The sequence below is a fragment of the Paenibacillus segetis genome, from assembly GCF_014639155.1.
Lineage (GTDB): Bacteria > Bacillota > Bacilli > Paenibacillales > Paenibacillaceae > Fontibacillus > Fontibacillus segetis.
This window is the reverse complement of the sequence record NZ_BMFT01000001.1, coordinates 68,854-89,138: the sequence shown is the minus strand read 5'-3', so window position 1 is coordinate 89,138 and position 20,285 is coordinate 68,854. Positions and strand designations below refer to the sequence as shown.

Annotated in this window: 19 protein-coding genes; 5 read left to right on the top strand and 14 right to left on the bottom strand. The window is 44.8% G+C overall.

The window, feature by feature from the left end:
• Positions 1-2: 2 nt before the first annotated feature.
• The 6 genes from sdaAA to IEW05_RS00385 form a co-directional block, all read right to left on the bottom strand.
• Positions 3-887 (bottom strand): L-serine ammonia-lyase, iron-sulfur-dependent, subunit alpha, encoded by an 885-nt coding sequence (sdaAA, locus tag IEW05_RS00410; RefSeq protein WP_188534743.1) that lies wholly within the window; start codon positions 885-887, stop codon positions 3-5.
• Complete coding sequence (gene sdaAB, locus IEW05_RS00405) at positions 884-1,567, bottom strand: L-serine ammonia-lyase, iron-sulfur-dependent subunit beta (RefSeq protein WP_188534741.1); 684 nt, start codon at positions 1,565-1,567, stop codon at positions 884-886. The genes sdaAA and sdaAB overlap by 4 nt, the downstream gene beginning before the upstream one ends.
• Positions 1,568-1,584: 17 nt before the next feature.
• On the bottom strand, positions 1,585-2,655 hold the full coding sequence (locus tag IEW05_RS00400; protein WP_188534739.1) for a dihydrodipicolinate synthase family protein: 1,071 nt from the start codon (positions 2,653-2,655) through the stop codon (positions 1,585-1,587).
• Positions 2,655-3,677: an NAD-dependent epimerase/dehydratase family protein gene (locus IEW05_RS00395; protein WP_373285766.1), complete on the bottom strand. Its 1,023-nt coding sequence runs from the start codon at positions 3,675-3,677 to the stop codon at positions 2,655-2,657. The genes IEW05_RS00400 and IEW05_RS00395 overlap by 1 nt, the downstream gene beginning before the upstream one ends.
• Before the next feature lie 91 nt (positions 3,678-3,768).
• Positions 3,769-5,088, bottom strand: coding sequence for a GGDEF domain-containing protein (locus IEW05_RS00390; RefSeq protein ID WP_188534735.1), 1,320 nt, complete (start codon positions 5,086-5,088; stop codon positions 3,769-3,771).
• Between the two features lie 34 nt (positions 5,089-5,122).
• Positions 5,123-5,920 (bottom strand): hypothetical protein, encoded by a 798-nt coding sequence (locus tag IEW05_RS00385; protein WP_188534733.1) that lies wholly within the window; start codon positions 5,918-5,920, stop codon positions 5,123-5,125.
• Between the two features lie 569 nt (positions 5,921-6,489).
• Between IEW05_RS00385 and IEW05_RS00380 the strand changes: the two genes are divergently transcribed.
• Together IEW05_RS00380 and IEW05_RS00375 are read left to right on the top strand one after the other, a co-directional pair.
• Entirely contained in the window at positions 6,490-6,702 is a 213-nt protein-coding gene (locus IEW05_RS00380) for a hypothetical protein (RefSeq protein ID WP_188534731.1), read from the top strand.
• Positions 6,703-6,840: 138 nt separating this feature from the next.
• Entirely contained in the window at positions 6,841-7,689 is an 849-nt protein-coding gene (locus IEW05_RS00375; protein WP_188540615.1) for a sulfurtransferase, read from the top strand.
• 323 nt (positions 7,690-8,012) lie between these two features.
• Here the strand turns inward: IEW05_RS00375 and IEW05_RS00370 are convergent, their stop codons facing one another.
• The 3 genes from IEW05_RS00370 to IEW05_RS25685 form a co-directional block, all read right to left on the bottom strand.
• Positions 8,013-8,273 (bottom strand): hypothetical protein, encoded by a 261-nt coding sequence (locus tag IEW05_RS00370; RefSeq protein WP_188534729.1) that lies wholly within the window; start codon positions 8,271-8,273, stop codon positions 8,013-8,015.
• Positions 8,274-8,716: 443 nt separating this feature from the next.
• The gene (locus IEW05_RS25690; protein WP_229753202.1) at positions 8,717-8,983 is read right to left on the bottom strand and encodes a type IV toxin-antitoxin system AbiEi family antitoxin domain-containing protein; all 267 of its coding nucleotides are present in this window, start codon (positions 8,981-8,983) and stop codon (positions 8,717-8,719) included.
• Positions 8,984-9,041: 58 nt separating this feature from the next.
• Positions 9,042-9,401 carry a hypothetical protein gene (locus IEW05_RS25685; protein ID WP_229753201.1) on the bottom strand — a complete coding sequence of 120 codons (360 nt, stop codon included), beginning with the start codon at positions 9,399-9,401 and terminating at the stop codon, positions 9,042-9,044.
• 432 nt (positions 9,402-9,833) lie between these two features.
• Between IEW05_RS25685 and IEW05_RS00360 the strand changes: the two genes are divergently transcribed.
• Positions 9,834-12,110, top strand: a complete 2,277-nt coding sequence (locus IEW05_RS00360) for a preprotein translocase subunit SecA (RefSeq protein WP_188534727.1) — start codon at positions 9,834-9,836, stop codon at positions 12,108-12,110.
• 216 nt (positions 12,111-12,326) lie between these two features.
• Here the strand turns inward: IEW05_RS00360 and IEW05_RS00355 are convergent, their stop codons facing one another.
• From IEW05_RS00355 to IEW05_RS00340, 4 genes are all read right to left on the bottom strand, one after another.
• Positions 12,327-13,301, bottom strand: coding sequence for an iron-hydroxamate ABC transporter substrate-binding protein (locus IEW05_RS00355; RefSeq protein WP_188534725.1), 975 nt, complete (start codon positions 13,299-13,301; stop codon positions 12,327-12,329).
• A 323-nt stretch (positions 13,302-13,624) separates the two neighbouring features.
• Complete coding sequence (locus IEW05_RS00350; RefSeq protein WP_188534723.1) at positions 13,625-15,700, bottom strand: M56 family metallopeptidase; 2,076 nt, start codon at positions 15,698-15,700, stop codon at positions 13,625-13,627.
• 2 nt (positions 15,701-15,702) lie between these two features.
• Entirely contained in the window at positions 15,703-16,065 is a 363-nt protein-coding gene (locus IEW05_RS00345; protein WP_188534720.1) for a BlaI/MecI/CopY family transcriptional regulator, read from the bottom strand.
• Between the two features lie 194 nt (positions 16,066-16,259).
• Positions 16,260-17,414 carry an MFS transporter gene (locus tag IEW05_RS00340; RefSeq protein WP_188540613.1) on the bottom strand — a complete coding sequence of 385 codons (1,155 nt, stop codon included), beginning with the start codon at positions 17,412-17,414 and terminating at the stop codon, positions 16,260-16,262.
• Positions 17,415-17,708: 294 nt separating this feature from the next.
• Between IEW05_RS00340 and IEW05_RS00335 the strand changes: the two genes are divergently transcribed.
• Both IEW05_RS00335 and IEW05_RS00330 read left to right on the top strand, forming a co-directional pair.
• Positions 17,709-18,290, top strand: a complete 582-nt coding sequence (locus IEW05_RS00335) for a TetR/AcrR family transcriptional regulator (protein ID WP_188534719.1) — start codon at positions 17,709-17,711, stop codon at positions 18,288-18,290.
• A gap of 282 nt (positions 18,291-18,572) precedes the next feature.
• The gene (locus IEW05_RS00330) at positions 18,573-19,190 is read left to right on the top strand and encodes a DUF1349 domain-containing protein (protein WP_188534717.1); all 618 of its coding nucleotides are present in this window, start codon (positions 18,573-18,575) and stop codon (positions 19,188-19,190) included.
• A 22-nt stretch (positions 19,191-19,212) separates the two neighbouring features.
• Here IEW05_RS00330 and IEW05_RS00325 read toward each other — a convergent pair whose 3' ends face one another.
• Complete coding sequence (locus IEW05_RS00325; RefSeq protein WP_188534715.1) at positions 19,213-20,052, bottom strand: ROK family protein; 840 nt, start codon at positions 20,050-20,052, stop codon at positions 19,213-19,215.
• Positions 20,053-20,285 lie beyond the last annotated feature (233 nt).

The following is a 20,285-nucleotide window of genomic DNA, read 5'->3' as shown; positions in this document are numbered from 1 at the left end:
GATCAACGCTCCCCTTTACCATAAAGCTCTTTCATAATCTTTTTGCCCGTAGGGGTCTGAGCAAGACCGCCCATGGCTGTCTCACGATGTTTCTCAGGCATTGCACTTCCCACCTCAAGCATAACGTCAATCACTTCATCCGATGGGATGACACTTTTTACCCCAGCAAGCGCCATATCAGCAGCTGCCATCGCAGTAACGGCACCAAAACCATTTCTAACGATACAAGGAATTTCTACTAATCCGCCAACCGGATCACATATAAGACCCAGCGAGTTTTTTAGCGCCAGTCCTACCGCATGTACCGCCTGTTCAGGCGTACCGCCGCGTAGTTCCACCAACGCTCCAGCCGCCATGCCAATCGCTGAGCCCACCTCTGCCTGACAGCCACCCTCGGCACCCGACACGAACGAGTTATTCGCGATCACATAACCGATTGCCCCAGCACTGAAGAGACCATGAACCATGTGTTCATCACTCCAGCCAAATCTCTCTTGCGAGCTAACGAACACCCCAGGAATAATGCCACAGGAACCTGCCGTTGGTGTAGCGATAATGCGTCCCATAGATGCGTTAATCTCAGAGACAGCTAGAGCATAAGCCATTGAGGTACAAGCTTCCGTCCCCAAGGAAGTGACATCATTGAGCAAATACGTATGGACTCGCTTAGCATCTCCTCCCGTTAACCCGCTACGGGGTTTCATATCACTTTCTATCCCTTTGAATACAGCCTCTTTCATAATTTCATAATACGCGGCCATTTGTCCGATCACTTCTTGTACCGATTTCCCCGTCTCCGCCGCCTGCTCTGTAATCATCAATTGACCAATCGTAACGGATTCCTTAATACATAGTTGTATCAATTGCTCTAAATTAGAGAACCTCATGATAAATCCCCTTTTGAAGTGAGATGAATTACACGAACCTTGTAAACATCACGTAATTGGACGATCTGGTCGATCCACTCGGTAGGCAATACCTCATCACTTTCAATAACGGTTAGAGCATCTCCGCTTCTTGACTTCCGATCGACCTCCATATAGCCAATATTGGCATCCGCATGCTTGAAGATATCCGTCATTTCAGCTAAGATCCCCCGGCGATCGGCATGGAAAATAAGTAGGGTTGGGTATACCGCCGTAAACTTTACATCGAAATCATCAATGCTTACGATCTCGATGTTACCACCACCAATAGAACATCCTGTCACAATTACCTTTTGGTCCCCCCGCCGAAGAATTAACGTTGCCGTATTAGGGTGCATCCCCGCCTTCTGAGCTGAACGAATCTCTACTTCCATACCTGCATCCTTTGCTCTGTCAAAAGCATCCTTAATTCGCATATCATCGGTATCGTAATTCAACAGGCCTGCGATAATGGCAAGATCTGTGCCATGACCACGATAGGTAGTAGCAAAAGATCCATAGAATATAATTTCGGCATGCTCCGGCAATCCACCAAGTACATGCCTGGCTGTCCTTCCTAACCGGACAGCCCCGGCAGTATGGGAACTAGAGGGGCCCACCATGCTCGGACCAATAATAGAGAATACATCCTTAAATCGCATGCTTGAGCCCTCCCATATTATTTATCTTCAAGCCACTCTGCAAGATGTGCGGAAACAAACTCATCATCGTTCAGATGTGGGTATTCCCGATATACACGATCAATTTCCTCCATTTGTCCTGGAGACAACATCTCATTTGGATTCAAGCACCATGTGCCTTGCAGTAAGCCTTGACGACGTAGCACTTCATGAATACCTGGAATACAGCCTTCAAAATGATGCGCAGGATCAAAGAACGCAGCGTTCGAGTCCGTCACTTGCACGTTTCTCGTCAACCATTCTTTGGATATTTGACCATGGCTTCGAGCATGCTTAATTTCATCTAATAGTTCTACGGCCTTGTGCGTCCAAACAGCCCAATGCCCAAGTAACCCGCCGACAATGGCCTTTTCTACTGTTTTACCTTCAACCTCGAAACGATAAGTAGTCAATAAATCATTGATAATATTGTCATCATTGCCCGTATACAGTGCGATTTCATCGCGTCTACTGGAGTAGCAAACAGCGCGTGCCACATCGATGGTTTGATAACGATTAAACGGTGCCATCTTTATTGCAACTACGTTGGGAATTTCCGCAAATTTGCACCAGAAGTCGAAGCTGAAGATTTGCCCACCCACAGATGGCTGTAAGTAGAAACCGATAACAGGCATAATAGCTGCAACCTGCTTCGTTCTCTCCAAAATATCTGCTTCGCTCCAGCTAGTAAGACCGCCCATGCTCAGTAAAGCCGCATCATAACCAAGCGATTGAGCGATTCGTGTTTCGTTAAGGGCTTGTTCAGTAGGCCCACAAATACCTGCCACCTTGATAAATGGACGTCCGATATTCGCTTTTGCGAGTTCCTCAGCAGCCATACGTAACACAGGTTCATATAAATTATAAGGTTCATCGCGAATTTCAAATTGAGTAGAATGAACTCCGACTGCAATACCACCTGCTCCAGAAGCTGCATAATATCGAGTTAATGCTCGTTGATGTCGTTCATCCAGTTGACGATTCTCATCTAGTGCTAGCGGATGCGCCGGAATAACCAGCCCTTCATGCAGCGCTTTAAGCAATTCAGGTGAAAGTGTTGAAGTAGCCATTAGTACTTCCCCTTTCTTTCTTGGAAATGAGTTGGTTTATTCCATGTCGTCCCACCAGCCTCGATCCATTCTGCTAACCAATCAATCATTTGAAGCAACGACACCGAAGGATAACCGAAACGTTGGTGCGATTTAGATGCATTGTTCAACAGCGCAATCTCTGACTCTACACCTTCGAATATGGCTTCCTTACCCATTCGCTTAGCAAACTCCTCGGCAGCCCAGCGGATCGACATCGTTTCAGGTCCTGTAATGTTCATGATGCTTGGTGGATTTGTGCATTCTGTCAGGCAACGCAGTGCCATTTCATTGGCATCTCCCTGCCAAATCACGTTGGCATGGCCCATAGATAAGTTAATTGGACGTTGTTCATTCACGGATTTTGCAATTTCCAATAATACGCCATAACGCATATCATTCGCATAGTTCAAACGATAGAACAACATCGGTGTTCCGTTCTTGTGGGAATGATATTCAAACACCCGCTCACGGCCCAAGGTTGATTGTGCATATTCGCCAATAGGCTCAGGTGATACCGATTCGTTTGCCCCACCGCTACCAATGGACATGAACGGATAAATATTGCCTGATGAGAACACTACAATTCGTGAATCCTTATATTTCTCCGCTACTCTGCCCGGCAAATACGTATTCATCCCCCAGGTGAAATGCTCTCTACCCGTCGTTCCGAACTTATTACCAGCCATATAAATAATGTTGTCTGCATGAGGTAATTGATTCAGCTCATCATCATTCAATAAGTTACAGGAAATCGTCTCGATCCCTGCATCCTCCAGTTCACGTCTTGCTGCATCATCAGAGAATCTCGATACACCAATAACTTTTTTGTTCAGTCCACCCTCACGAATAGCATTCTGAGCCAGTCTTGCCAAGCTTGGCCCCATCTTCCCACCTACTCCAAGAATCAGGATGTCTCCGTCAACTGAAGTTAAATCCTTTATTAAGGCCGTTGAAGGCTCTGCTAACTTTGCTTCCAATTCCTCTAGTGTTTTCAACGTCATTTCCCCTTCCTTAGTATGAATCTATCCCCATCATACCGACAGGAAGGATATAAAGACAAATCTTTTAATCGTCTTTAAATAAGTAAATAAGTTACATCATCGTTTTATCCTTCAAAAAAGAAAAGCGGTAAATTTGCCGTGGTCTTCCTTTCGGAACCTTCTCCATACCGGAAATATCTACGAGTCCATTATCGATCCAGAGTAGCAGCAAACGATGAGCACTTCGCACCGTAATATCAAGCAATGCAGCTAGCTCATGAACCTTGTATTCATATTTGCCATGTTTAGCAGTATAAGAAAGCAACTTACTTAAATAAGCGCTTGTCATGCCAGCGTCCTCTGCTCTCTTAATTAGTCCAGCATGCGTTGGTGATAACACCGTTTGTATGGAATCTGCCATTTCGAGGGGACCGATCAACGTCTGATCCTCGCGAATAATAAAGCAGGTATTCCCTCCAGCTTCCTTCGATTTGCGAAGCGCAGCCCTTGCATTTGTTCCCGCTTCATTGGCTGACGTTCCAAATCCTACTCCCAAACTTAAGGACAGCCCAAATGACTGGTTTGCATCCTTTGCTAACGGAATGGTCTTATAACCTCCCGTTTCCCGCTCGAAGATCCCCCTAGTCGTGAAGAACAGATACTCATCACCGCCCAGATTAGTCAAGTAACCGTCTAGTGATTCAACATAGTCCAACACCATGCGATGAATATCCAGTTTGAGCTTTTGAACCTCATGCTCATTATTTCGCTTCATCACCAACTTACCGAAATCATCAACCTTAATCATCCCAACTACAATTTGCGATTCCTTACTACGCCGCGATTCCGTCGATAGAAGCGCACGTTCCAACGTCACGCTCATGTCCTGATCCGAAGGAATCAGCCATTCATTCGGAGCCTGAATTTCAGACAGCCGCCGGGCAACCGATTCTACCCCGGTAATAGCGAATGAACAAGCTGCCGTATTCAACAGATTATGATGAAATGCAAACAGCTTGTCCGGTGAGGCATGAGCAGGACCGCTATAAACGATGACCTGCGTTTGCTCAATACCAAGATCCTTAAGAGCGTTCATAACCATGGATTTAGTAAGCGAATCGATGGAAATACCACCACTTAAATGACCTGTTTGCAAAGCTCGGAATAATGTTTTGTACAGACCTGCTCCCGTTAACGGGACATAGTGCACAGGAACTATCACATTCACATTATCTTTAACCTTACGATGTGATTGCGCGCCGAACAAAAGAAGCACCTCCACCTCTAGCATCAATGTTTCAACGACAGAAGGTGCCTCGTCCTCATTCTTCACAATCCGTACAATTGGAGTAAACGTCGGAAATGCCTTAATAACCTTCAGCAGCTTGTCTACGACGAGCTGCATTCCGACGATGCCAATTTTGATTTGCATGCTACTCAAACTCCTTTATAGCGAGGCAAGCCGCTTAAGATTCTACCTTTTGGATTTTCGCAGGATTGTTAATCTTATATGGAACTGGGTATTTCGTCAGCTTCTTAGCAACGATTTTGGCCTCAAATGTAATCTTGTCTCCGATAGCTAGTTCATGCTTCTTGAGCGTAGCGCTGTGGCTAGACCAGGCTTCACCTACTTCTAACTCAGGCTCAATGATGGTCACCGCTTCGTAAATAACCACTTCATCATCGTTATCAGAGAAATGGTTCGGAACCGTTGTAAATTCCTGTACAATAGCGGTCATTTTTACTTTTTCTTCAGGAAGCTGAAGCTTCTGTTTCTTTTCTTTTTTAGGCTTAGTCTTTGGAGGTTCCGGTGATTCTGGGGCCTCTGATATATCTACGATATCAGTTATTGATGATTCTTTAGACTCAGGTTTGTCCAGCTCAGGTAGTTGTGTCTTGGCTTCCACTGGTGGAATAGCTTCTTCTTTTATGCCCTCAAGCTCTACATTATCCGACTCGATACTTATTGATTCTTCTGCCATATTCGAGGTCTTTTGTCCGTAGTTGGCCGCCTGCATCTCCTTCAAATATGAGGGGTGAATGCAGTGTTTCTGCTTGTTATCTAACTCAATAACCGCGGTAATATTATCTACATAGCCTACAATATCGCACGGTAAATTGACACCGTTCCCCCTGTAGAAAAACGCTTTTGCCTTGACCGCTTTATCAGATAGTAGCCCCCATTCTTTGCACTTGTCGATCAGTGCCTCCTCGTTTTCGAAGGCATTATATGTCGTAGGCTCGATGATGAATGCATGTGTCATAACTTCTCCACCTTTCATTTTGTTTGAGAAATTTACCTTCCCTTTACTTGTTACTACGTTGTTCTAGCCTCGCTCTACCTTGCTAATACCTTGCTAATATCTTGATAAAACCTTGCTCTATCTTACTAATACCTTACTCTTAACTCGCTCTAACTGGAATTTCTCCCGTTAAATTGGTCTATATGACCCCGTTTACGAGAACTAACTGGAAAAACTCCCGGTAATCTATCGAAAAATCAAGATTTCAGCCCAATGTATCTAGTTTAAAGGGAGAAAATCCTGCTAATTAAATTCGTCTCCGTCAACCGAAAAAATTACATGGAGGATTTCCCGCTACTGGCGGGCTTGGCCAACTGTATCTTACTAGTATCCCATCACTCTTCAGATATAAGCAATGGTGTACTCAATATAAGGATACTTTTTCCCAAAATTATTTTTTATCATCTTCTCATAATTAATTAGGTGATATCAATGCATTTCTCAGTAATAAGATTGCGGAGAGGTATCTTACATACATCATAATCCTTTATAATCATAATAGCCTACATTACAAAGGAGACTGAATCTACATGCCCATCCTCAGACGGCTTATTACAGAACAAGATTTTCAGGAAGCCGTGGATCGACGTCTTCTTGTCCGCGTATTCCGCGATAATCATTTGATAGAATCCGGCAGTACTATGATTCGCTTTACAGCTGATACCATCATTACCCAATCCAGTGTAAGTGATTTGAGCTACCACTCCATACGCGATTGTCAGTTCTTTGAGATTAAAAAGTAAGAAGTAAGTTTTGCTCGTTTCTTAATCGTGGGTGCTTTTGCTCACAAAACTAGCTGATGCTTACGAAGTAAGTTTTGCTCTATGTTTATTCGCGGGTGCTTTGCTCACAAAACTTTTAGGAGGTATCCTATGAATTCCATGAATCCTATCGTGTCAAAAAAGTGGTTACTTGCCCGTATGTATGAATCGGACCTTGTTATTGTGGATTGTCGATTCGAGTTAGGGAACCCTACTGCTGGACGGGAAGCCTTTGCGATTTCACATATTCCGGGAGCCGTCTACCTTGATCTGGAGGCGGATCTCTCCTCACCAGTTGGCGAGCATGGCGGGAGACATCCTTTGCCAGATCCCGATGTACTTGCCCAGAACCTGGGCCGGGTTGGTATCAGCAACGATAAAGTGATCGTTGCCTATGATGATCAAGATGGCATGTATGCTTCCCGTTTGTGGTGGCTGCTTCGCTGGCTTGGACATGACTCCGTATTCGTCATGGATGAAGGTTTCGGAGTGTGGAAAGACAGTGGCTATCCAGTTACAGATGCACAACCTGTCATCATTCCATCCTCCTTCATCCCAGCCATTCGCCATGAGATGCTCGCCGATGTGAAAGAAGTCCAACAATCGATCGGTAATTCTAATGTTCTCCTGGTCGATTCCCGAGATGCATCGCGCTACGTTGGTGAGCAAGAACCGATTGATGCTAAGGCGGGCCATATCCCTGGAGCCATCAATAGCTTCTGGAAGCAAGTCTTAGATGACCACGGAGCATGGAAAAGTGATGAACAGTTACGGGAACATTTTTCGCCAATTACAGAAGCTATGGACACAGGACGAGAAGCTATTATTTATTGCGGTTCAGGCGTAAGCGCCTGTCCGAATGTACTTGCGCTGCATAAGCTTGGCTATCCTACGGTTCGTTTATATGCGGGTAGTTGGAGCGATTGGGTTTCGTATCCGGAGAATCCGGTGGCGACAGGAGAAGAGTAGCAGGTAAGGGGCTGCGTAGAGCGCAGCCTCTTGTTGTATCGTTAGTCTACGATATGTCCGTAAAGGGTTAATCAATATAAGTGACATGATAGTGTCTAACGTCGTTGATAACAGAATTACAAGTATTTCTTAGATATTCAGCGATCTTCTCTATGCGGAATCTGCAAATCGGCACCTGATCTGAAGGTGACCCACTTTAAATTGAGTCAAATAAAGAGAGACTTAAATAAATAAGGGAGGATAGATTGCGAGACTGGATAAAGATCGTAGAGATTATCGACTATTGCGGCTCAGGCGTGTCCGCCTGCTCGAACTTCATCGCCTTAAAAAGCAGCAAGGTTATGTGAAGGTGAAATTGGATTCGGGAAACTGAAGCGACTGAGGATGAATTTCGATGCCAATTTGCCATCATGTATTCGGTTTTTCGCATACATTTGCATCGACAACCGCCACCAACGCTTCATATATTCGATTTTTCGCATACATTTGCCTCGAAATCCGCCCCCACCGTCTCGTGTATTCGGTTTTTCGCATACATTTGCCTCGATAACCGCCACCAACGCACCTTGTATTCGGTTTTTCACATACATTTGCCTCGATAACCGCCACCAACGCACCTTGTATTCGGTTTTTCACATACATTTGCCTCGACAACCGCCACCAACGCTTCATGTATTCGATTTTTCGCATACATTTGCCTCGAAATCCGCCCCCTCCGTCTCATGTATTCGGTTTTTCGCATACATTTACCTCGACAACCGCCACCGACGCACCTTGTATTCGGTTTTTCGCATACTTTTGCCTCGACAACCGCCACCAACGCTTCTTGTACTCGGTTTTTCGCATACATTTGCCTCTGCAACCGCCTCCGCCGCACCATGTACTCGGTTTTTCGCATACATTTGCCTTGATAACCGTCACCAACGCCTCATGTATTCGGTTTTTCGCATACATTTGCATCGAAAACCGCCTCCGCCGCACCTTGTACACGATTTTTCGCATACATTCGCAGTAATTCTCTCCATTGTCAGACCAGATCTGCACTTTGGAGCGCTCCTATATACTCATAGTAAATAGTCCGCTGAGATGCTCCTCTTGCTACCGGCCGAAATTTACCTTTATCCACCAGCAAACGGCAGTATTTAATCACCGTCATCGTGTGAAGTTCCAGCTCTCGCGCGGCATCCGCCGGGCGAAGGACACGATGATGCCGAATAGCTGCCCGCATCAGCTCGCGCTCGATTTTGGAATAAGCTCTCTCAGCGGTTGTTTTTGCATTTTTGCCAACTGACAAATAAGGAAACAGGATACTGCGTAGCGTGGAGAGGATGAATGACGGGTTTTCCTTTAGCTCATCCAGCGAGATATAAAGCACCATACAGTCCTGTGACTGTAAAAAAAAGCCCACGGTTCAAGTCCAGCCGGTATTTACTGCGGTCTGTACCATGCGAGCCATAGTCCATAATTTCAAATACAATACGCGAGGCTCCAACTTCCCACAAAATATCCACAAAATAAGATCTTCCACGCCAGTCTTTAACTTCATATTCCGGGTGCAACCCGTAAAAATGTCCAGCAAGCGGCCACCATACCTGCTCGACAAACAATCGATTTCCGTAGCCATGACCTCGTTTTAGAGCATCAAGCCGCTCCCCCCTTCTCCTCTTAAGGTGATCGCATAACCATTTATCATGTTCCTTCTCAAAGCCCATGTTCTACCCCCTCACTTTCCAACAAAAAAATTAAGCTTGCAAACGTACAAAACCCCGCCTCCATTCCAAATAGGATAGGAGACGGGGCATTCTTTGCCACGTTTTCTCATGTATATATTTAATATGCCACAATTTTACTTAAGAATCCAATAAGACTGGACTTTGAAACAGAATGTTAGAGTGATTAGTTCAAGATGCCGTATCGAATACGGGTTCGGGGGCTGCATGACGGTTATAACGTGTTGCCCTCTTCTTTTACTCTTCAATGACTAGTTGTTTACATTTTGAAATACATAAGTTACAATCTTTCCCAACCAATAGCTGGAAGGAATCTATCGTATGCTAGTTAACAACGTTCGTGCTTGATGGGTGACAGAGCAGTGCAAATATGTTCAAAACTAAGCGTATCTACCGAGGGGAGATCAAATTCCAATGAATATAGCTCTCAAGTTGATGCAAAAATTCAAAGACCACGATACCCAGAATAAGCTGAAAGTCTATCGGAACAAGGCGGAGCTCATCAGGAAACGGAATTTGGAAGTATGGGACGATGGGCAGCTTCAAGCGGAATCCCTACGGCTGCAAAAAGAAGCAAAATCAGGTACGCCTTTGGATGAGCTGCTTGTCGATGCTTATGCGTTAGTCTGCGAGGCAGCGAAGAGAAAGCTCGGCTTACAGCCTTACGAAGTTCAGATCATGGCTGCCATCGCTCTGCACGAGAGATTTTTGATCGAGCAGCATACCGGTGAAGGGAAGACGCTCTCTGCTGTTATGCCTGCTTATCTAAATGCGCTGACCGGCGAAGGTGTTCATGTGCTGACATTTAACGATTATTTAGCAAATCGAGATGCGGAGTGGATGGGCCCGATCTATCGTTTCCTCGGGTTAAAGGTAAGCTCGGTTCAAGCGGGCATGGACCTGTCCGAGAAACGGGAAGCGTATGCCGCGGATATAACCTATGTTACGGCCAAAGAGGCGGGATTCGATTATTTGCGCGACACGATCGCACTGGACGAAGGCGATACCGTACATCGTCCTTTCCACTACGTCATCGTCGACGAAGCGGACTCACTGCTCCTCGACGAAGCTCGGGTGCCGCTAGTCATCGCCTGCGAACCGGGCTCTTCTGGCAACGATGGCATTCGTTTCGCTGAAGTAGCTCGCCAACTCGAGCAAAATGAGCATTACGACTTCGACGAGTTCAGGCGGAACGTTTACTTGAATGAAGCGGGCTCTGCAAAAGTGGAATCGCTGCTAGGATGCGGCAATTTGTACGAAAGCCATAATAGTCATTTGTTATCGTCATTAAATTGCGCGCTACATGTGGAATCAATATTAAAAAAAGACGTCGATTACATCGTCCGGGACGGTAATATCGAGCTGATCGACGAATATACCGGCCGTGTGGCGGAGAACAGGCATTTGCCGGACAGGCTGCAAGCCGCGCTTGCGGCTAAAGAAGGGCTACAGTCGAACTCCGGCGGAAAAATTCTCGGAACGATTACGCTTCAACACTTCCTTAGCCTATATCCGAAGATTTGCGGAATGACGGCTACGGCGCATGCTTCCGCAATGGATTTCGAAGAAATTTATGTGCTACAGGTCGTCCAAATTCCACCGAACCGGCCCAACATACGGATCGACCATCCGCACCGGATTTATACCCATAACGAAGCCAAACTTAAGGCGCTTGTGCAAGAAATCTCATCCGTCCATAGGACGGGCCGTCCGATTCTAGTTGGTACGTCAAGCGTCGGAGAGTCTAACATGCTGGCGGAGGCGCTAGCCGTTAAAGGCGTTCCTTGCCATGTTCTGAATGCAAAAAACGACGCAAAAGAAGCCGAGATCATCGCCAAAGCGGGAGAAATCGGCGCCGTAACGGTGTCTACGAATATGGCGGGACGTGGCGTCGACATTCGGCTCGGTGGCGGCAACCCCACGCAAGCAGAAGTTGTCGCCAAGTTAGGCGGATTGTACGTGATTGGTACGCATGTGAACGAAAGCGTGCGGATCGACGACCAACTGCGCGGGCGTTCTGGTCGCCAAGGCGACCCGGGATCTTCTGTGTTTTTCGTAAGTTTGGAGGACGAGTTGATGCTTCGGTTCGGCATCAATAAAGCGATTCGTAATCTTAGGCAGGATGAGGCCCTCGAAGATTCGGTGCTCCGTAGCAAAATCGCGCAAATCCAACGCATCATTATGGGCCAAAACTTCGATATCCATCAGGAGCTGAACTGTTATTCGGATATGGTGGAGGATCAGAGGCGACTTCTATACAAGGAGCGGCTCGAAATTTTGAAGGGCGAGAAGCCGATGAGCCTTTCGGAGCAGCGGGTGCGGCTTTTTTATATCGACGAGTTCTGGGCTGACCATCTGGCATACGTTTCTTACATTCGCGAAGGCATCCACTTGGAGAGCCTTGCTAGCCGCAATCCGATCGACGAATTTCATGCGCAAATCACCCAAGCATACGAGCAAATTCCAGCTAAAATAAATAGTGAGTCGGAGAATATGCTTGTAAGGCTCGGAGGTTCGAATGATCCGGAGGTGTGGGAAAAGTTCGGTCTGAAGAGCCCTACTTCCACTCGGACTTATATTATCAACGATCAATACATCCAGAATAAACGCAGCTCATGGACCACAGTAACCGTATTGGCATATTATTTTCGCAAGGCTATAAGGCCTATATTCAAGCTATCAGAATATTGATGCAGCGTAGCTTTTTCAAGGAGATCGCATTGTCGCCCATTTGCAACACGAAATAACGGACACTTAGGCGGTTGTTGAGCATCGAAAAATATTATTCTATAACTAACATCAGGCAGAGCATGGCTGAATAAGCGCCATAGCTCTGCCTTTTTGTTTGAGGTGTAGTCTATTATCGTAATATCCCAAACCGATACAGTTACCAGATGCGCTAATCCCTTACTCACCTAGAAATTTTTGAATAAAGAATTCCAACTGATATTCCATGCTCAACGGATCGTTAAAGTAGAATGCCTTCGCATCAGCCTCGTAGATACGATCGTTCTTCACTGCGGGAATATTATTGTACGTTTCGGTCTCCTGGAACGAATTATCTTCATCCGTGTTCTTGCTGAAAATAACATAATCACCAAAGTAATCCTTCAGAACTTCCAACGACACGGCAAAGTAACCGTCTTTCTTCGTCGCTTGACTAACCTTTTCTGGCTTGGCTAGCCCAAATCCCGAATAGAGAATTTCAGTTCCGCGTCCAAAGTTATCACCATAAACATAGAGCTGTTTATTGAATGTCTCAATGACCGAGACCGTTGCATCTTCACCGATCTTCGCCTTGATCTTATCTCCGGCTTCTTTTACCCGTACTTGGAAATCGTCGACCCAGGCTTGCGCTTCCTTCTCTTTGTTCAACAATTTTCCAACTTCCAGTTGCTGCGTTAAGTAATCCACTTTTCCATAAGTATAAGTGACTGTAGGAGCGATTTTCTTGAACTTATCAATGTTATTAATATCCGAGAGCCCGATAATGAGATCCGGATTCAGCTCGATAATCTTCTCAATACTTTCGTCCGTAACCGTCTCGATGTCTTTGAGCTGCTCTTCGAATCTCGGATTGGTCTTGGACATCTCATCCACACCAACCACTGGAACGCCGAGCGCCATAACGTTACCCGTTAGAAATCTGGTAATGACAACAACACGTTGTGGATTCTTCGGAACCTCTACCGGCCCATCCTCGGATTGGTAGATAAACGTGCCGGATTCCGAATCGCCTGAATCAGAAGGTGATGCCGAATCTGCCGACGCGGCTGCAGACTGATTACTCTCATTGTTGGCAGTCTTCGGAGAGTTACCGCTGCTGCATGCGCTAAGTAGAAGAATAAGAACTAGAGTTAATGGAACGAATATTTTTTTCATAAGATGACTCTCCCCTATAGCATCTCGTGCTATTGATAATTGATGAATCGATTCGTGTCTATTGTGTGTGCAACTCAGAATGCGAGGAGCAACACCTAATTATAATGAGAATGATTATCATATTCACTTGATCATTGTAAGGGGCACCATAATAGCTGTCAATAAAAATATTAGCGTGTGATCAGCGTTTTCGGTGGGAATTGACATTTGTAGTTGAAAATAAACGTATCCATGACCTTAGACTAACCACTAACCGTCGAAACGGCAAAGAGCCCGCGTCGTACGCAGGCTCTTGCTATATAGTCGGATCTACATCAGCACGATTAAGGCACATATATCTCCGTTATGCTGGTCACATATCCGTCCCTTGTAGTGATTGTGCATGGTGGCATGAAATCGGAGTATTGCTTGAAATGTTCAATAAAATCTTGCTTACTTACCACTTTTGGAGAATCGAGATTCTGATTATCGAGAATGCCATATTTCGTTTCACCTGCAACCTGAAGCGGGTCCGTATAGGTATATTTGTTAAGAATATAAAATCCATTCGGCATATCCTCATCTGGGTTAATGTTCAAACTCTTAAACCGAGCGGAATCTTCAAGTGTAAGCCATTCGATATTATCAAAATCAAAAGAGTCATTATCCATACTAAGATTCAACACATAGCCCAGCAATGTACTTTCTGGAGTAATGGCAAAGTCCTTGGCAGTAGCTGTATCATCAACAACAAGCTGATCCAATGAAATATGTTTCCCCATACCTATATCATTGCTTATATATTTCATGGCAACCTGTAAAGGATCAAGAAGGGATCGATCTTCTCCCTGAGCAGCTTGTTGTTGCAAACGGTCATAGTAATCGGCTATCGAATCATCCGTTTGAGGTGTATTGTAATATTCATTGCCATTGGTATCCTTCCAGCGTTCGACACACCAAATCCCCAAATCTCCCTGAACAACCGGCTGAGATAATAAAAGTTGGCTTGTTTCTCCTGTGGTTAGTGGAAATTTCACCAGCATGTGATTCCCGCTATAGGTTTCATGAGGCAATTGTCCATTTGCTTCAAGAAACACACGAAGCGCCATTTCCTGACCGGCCTTTTTAGTCAGATCATTCTCTCCGCTCCTGATCACTCCTAGAAACTGCGGTGTTGAACCTTTATACGAAAATACGAGCATCGGCTTTCCCATGCTTCCATCTTCGGTAATCAAACCGTCAGCTGTCATTCCTTCCGGCACGATCGCCTTACTTGGATCATCCGGTTTCAGGCGATATTCAAGGGCCCAAATTTCCATAGGTGATGAAAATAGTTCATCGAATTCCGCGATCTTTTCAAGCTTTGTTATTTTTCGGTCAACAATTTTGACATCATGTTGCTCATGTCCTGTAATGACCTGTTCAATATACTGGTTAGCATAATCCTCAACGGTGATTTGATGTTTCTTCGGATTGCTCATCAGTCCCACACCAAGGGCAACTACCACAGTAATTGCTACGATAACAACCCAAAATGCAGGTTTCTTGTAGTTTAAAATATTCATGATTCGCCCTCTCGTGTTGCTCTCGCCAAAAGCAAGCGGAGAACCACCTATAAATCGTCTTCCGGTGGATAAGGACAACAGTGAGGTCGAATAATCCTTTTTAATCTCGCTGCCCATCTGCCTAATAACAGTCTCATCACAGGATTTTTCCATATCTTCGCTCATAAGAAAGAACGCTACCCAAACCAGCGGATTAAACCAATGAACACATAACACGAAGAACGCAAATGGTTTTATATTATGGTCAAGCCTTTTGATATGTACTTGTTCGTGTTTGATAATATAAGCTCTTTCTTTCTCGTATAGACCTATAGGAAGATAAATTTTAGGTCTCAGCACTCCAAATACAAATGGTGTTGTAATGCTGCTACTTTCATATACATTATCAAATACGTGCTCAGCGCTCCTTAATCGTAGGTGGAGTCGCGCAGTGGTAACTAGGCAATAGGTCAGCAAAATGACAATACCCAATATCCATATATACTGTCCGAGATCAAACCATTTATCTATAGAATTTGTACTAATCGTAGTCATAGGTGCTGCTGAAATTGGTTCAGGATTTATGTTATTTACTGCTTGGTCCGTGCTAGTAATTTCGCTTGGAGTAAGTGGGGTTTGTGGAGTTTGTGAGTAGTAGATTCGATCCATTGGGGTATTTTGGGCGTCAATAGGAACAAGGCTGAACACACTCTCGAAGGAGAATGGACATACGAGACGGAACAATACTACTAGCCAAAGGACATAGGAGAAAATCTTGGGGACTTTTCGGAGTAGCAGCCGTGTTACGAGTACAAACAAAATGACATAGCTCGCGGTTATGCTCATATTTACAGTATGTACCAACAGCTGATCCACGGTTATCCCTCCTTATGCTCGTTGATAAGCCTTAGAACATCATCGATTTCGCTGTCGCTTAGTTTTCGACTTCGAGTGAATGCAGCCAAAAACTTTGGCAACGAGCCGTCGAAAGTTTCCTTCACAAATTGCTTGCTTTGCTCAGCATAGAAATCATCCCTTTTCACACTAGATACCACCACGCCATCTCGGTTATTAAATAGCTCTTTGCCTTCAAGACGTTTTAGCATGGTATATGTGGTCGATTTCTTCCAGTTGAGCTCTGCCTCACACAATTTCACCAGATTCCCTGATTGGATCGGTTCGTTACGCCAAATTAAATCGGCAAATTTTTCTTCCATTTCGGTCAGTCTTATGTTTTTCATTATGCATAGTCTCCTCTGGTCTACAAATCGTAGACCTTATTTATTTTCAGTCTACAACTTGTAGACTTGTTTGTCAAAAAAATCCATTAGGGAAATAAACTGCACTGTAATACAAAATGATGTGTTATCTCGAAGGGAGCTTTTGCCGATTCACAGCAAAAGCCCCAACGCACATCATATTCACCCGAATTTAATCAGGAAAGGCGACGGGTCAATGACCAAAATAGAAGAGCTAAAGCACTGACGCTTGCACCTAACAAGCACACACCGCTCCAACCTGAGTAAGCATAGATACTGGTAGATGCGATTGACCCAGTGGCGCTGCCAATAGAATAGAAAACCATGTAACCTGCAGTAAGTCTACTGCGTGCCTCGGGACGCAAAGTTAAGATCATGCTCTGGTTGGTGACGTGTACAGCTTGCACTGCGAGATCAAGAAGAACAATACCGACGATTAATGCGAGAAGCGAATGCTGAGTGTAACTTATCGGCAACCATGATATAAGCAAAAGAAACAATGCTACGCCGGTGGTCTTCTGCCCTAAACCTTGATCGGCAAGGCGACCTGCTCGCGCTGCTGCTAACGCCCCAGCAACTCCTGCAAGACCAAACGCTCCAATCGCCGTATGGGAAAGAGACAACGGTGGAGTGCTGAGAGGCAGCACTAAGGAAGTCCATAATATACTGAAAGCGGTAAAAATCATCAGGGCTAATGCAGCACGGATTCGCAGGATTGGTTCTTGTGTGAACAATGCGAGCATCGAACGAAGCAACTGAAAGTAGGATAATGACTCTCTTTTATGCTCAAAATTCGGCAAGACTCGAAACAATACACCTGCCATGATTAGCATGAGTACCGCAGATACAAGGTAAACAATTCGCCAACCGGCTAAATCCATTAACACGCCCGCAAAAGTTCGTGCCAGTAGAATACCAATAACAATTCCGCTTGTCACAACACCAACGACACGCCCTCGTTCGGCCGGGGTAGCCAAAGTTGCCGCGAACGCAACAAGCGTCTGTGTCACTACGGCAAGCAATCCAACCACAGCTATGCCTATGAATAACACTATACTGGTGGGTGCAGTGCCAACCACAATCAATGCCAACACGGATACCAGCATCTGTCCAGCGATCAGCCAACGTCGATTTAAAAAATCGCCAAGAGGCACTAACAATAGCAGTCCAAGTGCGTAGCAAACTTGAGTAATTGTAATTACAATACCGACAGCTGAATGAGTAATACCGAACTCGCTCGAAATTGCGTCCAGCAAGGGTTGCGCGTAATAAATGTTGGCGACTGCCAGTCCGCAGGCGATTGCAAATAAGATGGCCACCTTGCGAGACATTAATGATGCGGCCTTTGATTCTGTACCTATAATCGCTTCTTGAGCTGTTTCAACTTTTGTTCCTGTATGTTCGACTGTAATGACTTTCGATTCAAACTTCCTCAAAGATGGCACCCCCCTTAAATTTATGGATATCAAATTTTCAAAATAACATACTGATCAGTACGAAATAATGCATGATAAATATAACTTCAAAAAAAGATAACTGTCAAGGTATTACTAAACTAATTGACAGGACAATCTTCGCATAATAAAATAATATCGTACCATTCGATATGAAAAGAGGGAGTTGCTATGGCTCGACAACGCGAATTTGATGAGGACAAGGCATTAGATGCAGCTATGCAGATATTTTGGGAAAAAGGGTTCGAAGCTACCTCTTTAAGTGACTTAACATCAAGAATGGGTATTCAGCGACCAAGCATATACTCAACCTTTGGAGACAAAAAAGGGTTATTCGAAGCTGCGTTGCGAAAATATACAAGTTCCCATGCTACCTATGTTCGTACTAGTCTTCAAAGCAAAAATTCTGTTAAAGAGGCATTCCGTGCCTTTTTTGAAAATATGATAGAAAAAGAGTATGAAAAAAGCCCGAGCTGGGGGTGCTTTTGCATCAATTCGATGGTGGAACTGTCACCCCATGATGAGAAATTTGAAATCCTAACCAGAGAGCATCAGATGTATCTCTCGGTAATCTTCCAAGAGACGATTGAACGAGGGTTGCGCTCAGGTGAGCTAGATTCAGGTATTAATGCAAAGAGCTTGGCACAGACACTAGTCGTGTCGTTAATCGGACTTACTGTGATCATGAAATCCCGTCCTGAACGATCGTTTGTTGAGAATTCTGTAACAGAAATACTTACACTTTTAAAATAGAATCATTTAATAGTGGAAAACTATTATGATAAATAAAGAGCTCGCGTTGAACGCGAGCTCTTTCATATATGGCCAGTTTTACAGAGTCAAGGTTAAGGTTCAGGCTCATGCCTCAGAAGGCTTGACTGTGATCTGTTCGTTGTCCTCTTCTCTGTGACATACTCGTGATAATGGGGTTCGTGAATTCTGAATAAAGTATATGTTCAAAATTAGCAAATTTATTGTATATTTGAACCATATCAAATATACAAGTGTTACCATTACTTATTGGGAGTGCATACGATGAATTTATTTGAGGGCAGTTATGGGAAATCCCTACCTTCTAGTTTCCATTGGCTAAACGAACCGAGTAATTGGACCTTTCAATCGGACCATAGCTTATCTGTGGCTGCGCCTGCAATCGCAGACTTTTTCAATGATCCGTCAGGAGAGACAAATAAAGCTTCTGCCCCTTATTTATACACCCTACTAAAAGGCGATTTTAGCGTTGTAACCCGCGTTAGTGTGGAGATGAAACAGCAATACGACTCTGGTTGCCTTATGCTTATGGCCGATGATCGCACTTGGGCGAAAGTATGCTTCGAGTTTTTTGACAATTTCCCTTCCATCCTTAGCGTAGTCACAAGAAACACCTCGGACGATTGCGTCTCCAGTCAAGTAGAGGTTCAACAGCCCTATTTGAGAGCGGCTCGCTCCGGTAACTGCTTTGCATTTCATTATTCGTTGGACGGGCAACATTGGATTCTGGTCAGATATTTTGGAATGGACTGTCCGGAGGAAATCAGAGTAGGCGTTGCGGCCCAAGCTCCAATCAGCGAAGGATGCCAAGTGTGGTTTGAACACTTCACGATTGTTACAGAAACGACCGGGGATATTCGAAACGTGGCATCCATTTATTAACGCTTCACATATACTTTGTTTCTTATTTTTGAAACTTGCGAATCCACTCCCGTGCGCCGAAAGCAATCACCCTATTTTGAATTTGTGGTGCCTTGATTGAACAGCACTTCAGCAATTCAGGTAAAGCATGTGCTTCAAGGGCTACTGTTGCTGCGTCCATATAGCCTTTGTATGTCGGGGTGCTACCGCCAACAACAATAACATCAGGGTTATATAGATGTACTAAATTAATTAGTGCATATCCGAAGTACTGTCCTGCTTGGCGCACAATTTCAGTAATTTGCTTATCTCCTGCTTCAAGACGCTCACGCAATGCAATATCATCTATCCCCGCTTGATTCAAAATAGCATAACCACTGGCGAGCGTGTCTAGGAGTACTGGTTGCCCATCCACAGATAGGACCATATAGCCCAACTCTCCGCTCCACCCCTTTGCACCAAGCAGTAATTCACCTGAGGCTACAACGCCAGCCGCAAGAAAAGCATCGGCCATGATTACAACAACTGTTTCACCATCTGAGTAATGGGCCGCTTCAGCCATTGTCGCTGCTTTCACGTCATTGATAAATGCAACAGGAATGTTGGCTGATGTTGCGAACATATCTGCTGTAACACCGTTTAGCGCAGGCAAAACATGGCTTAACTCTACTTTATCGCTCCCTACTACTAACCCTGGCATCCCCATTCCAATGCCACTTGCAATGTAGGGCAACTTGGCTACAAAAGCCTCAACTTCATGTTGTAGTTGAAGCAATGTACATTCTCTGCCCGTAGGCACCACATGTTCCATGTAGCCGTTTACAGTTTCCGCCATCATATACATTTGGCCGCCATCTATTTCAATCCCAACATATGTATTCATTTCTTTTCCCCTCCCGTCACATATCCATATTATACAAGTTATGAAAAACAGCGACAATAATGGGATGTAAGTTATGGTGAATTATTAGATTGACCGTTAAATCTAGAAGTAGTAATATATTCCACATATTATAACAACGAAGAAAAAGGGTAAGTAGGCATACGAGAAAGGACCTGCAGAGAGCCGGTGGTTGCTGTGAACCGGTGTCCACCGTGTGATCGAATGGCCTTTGG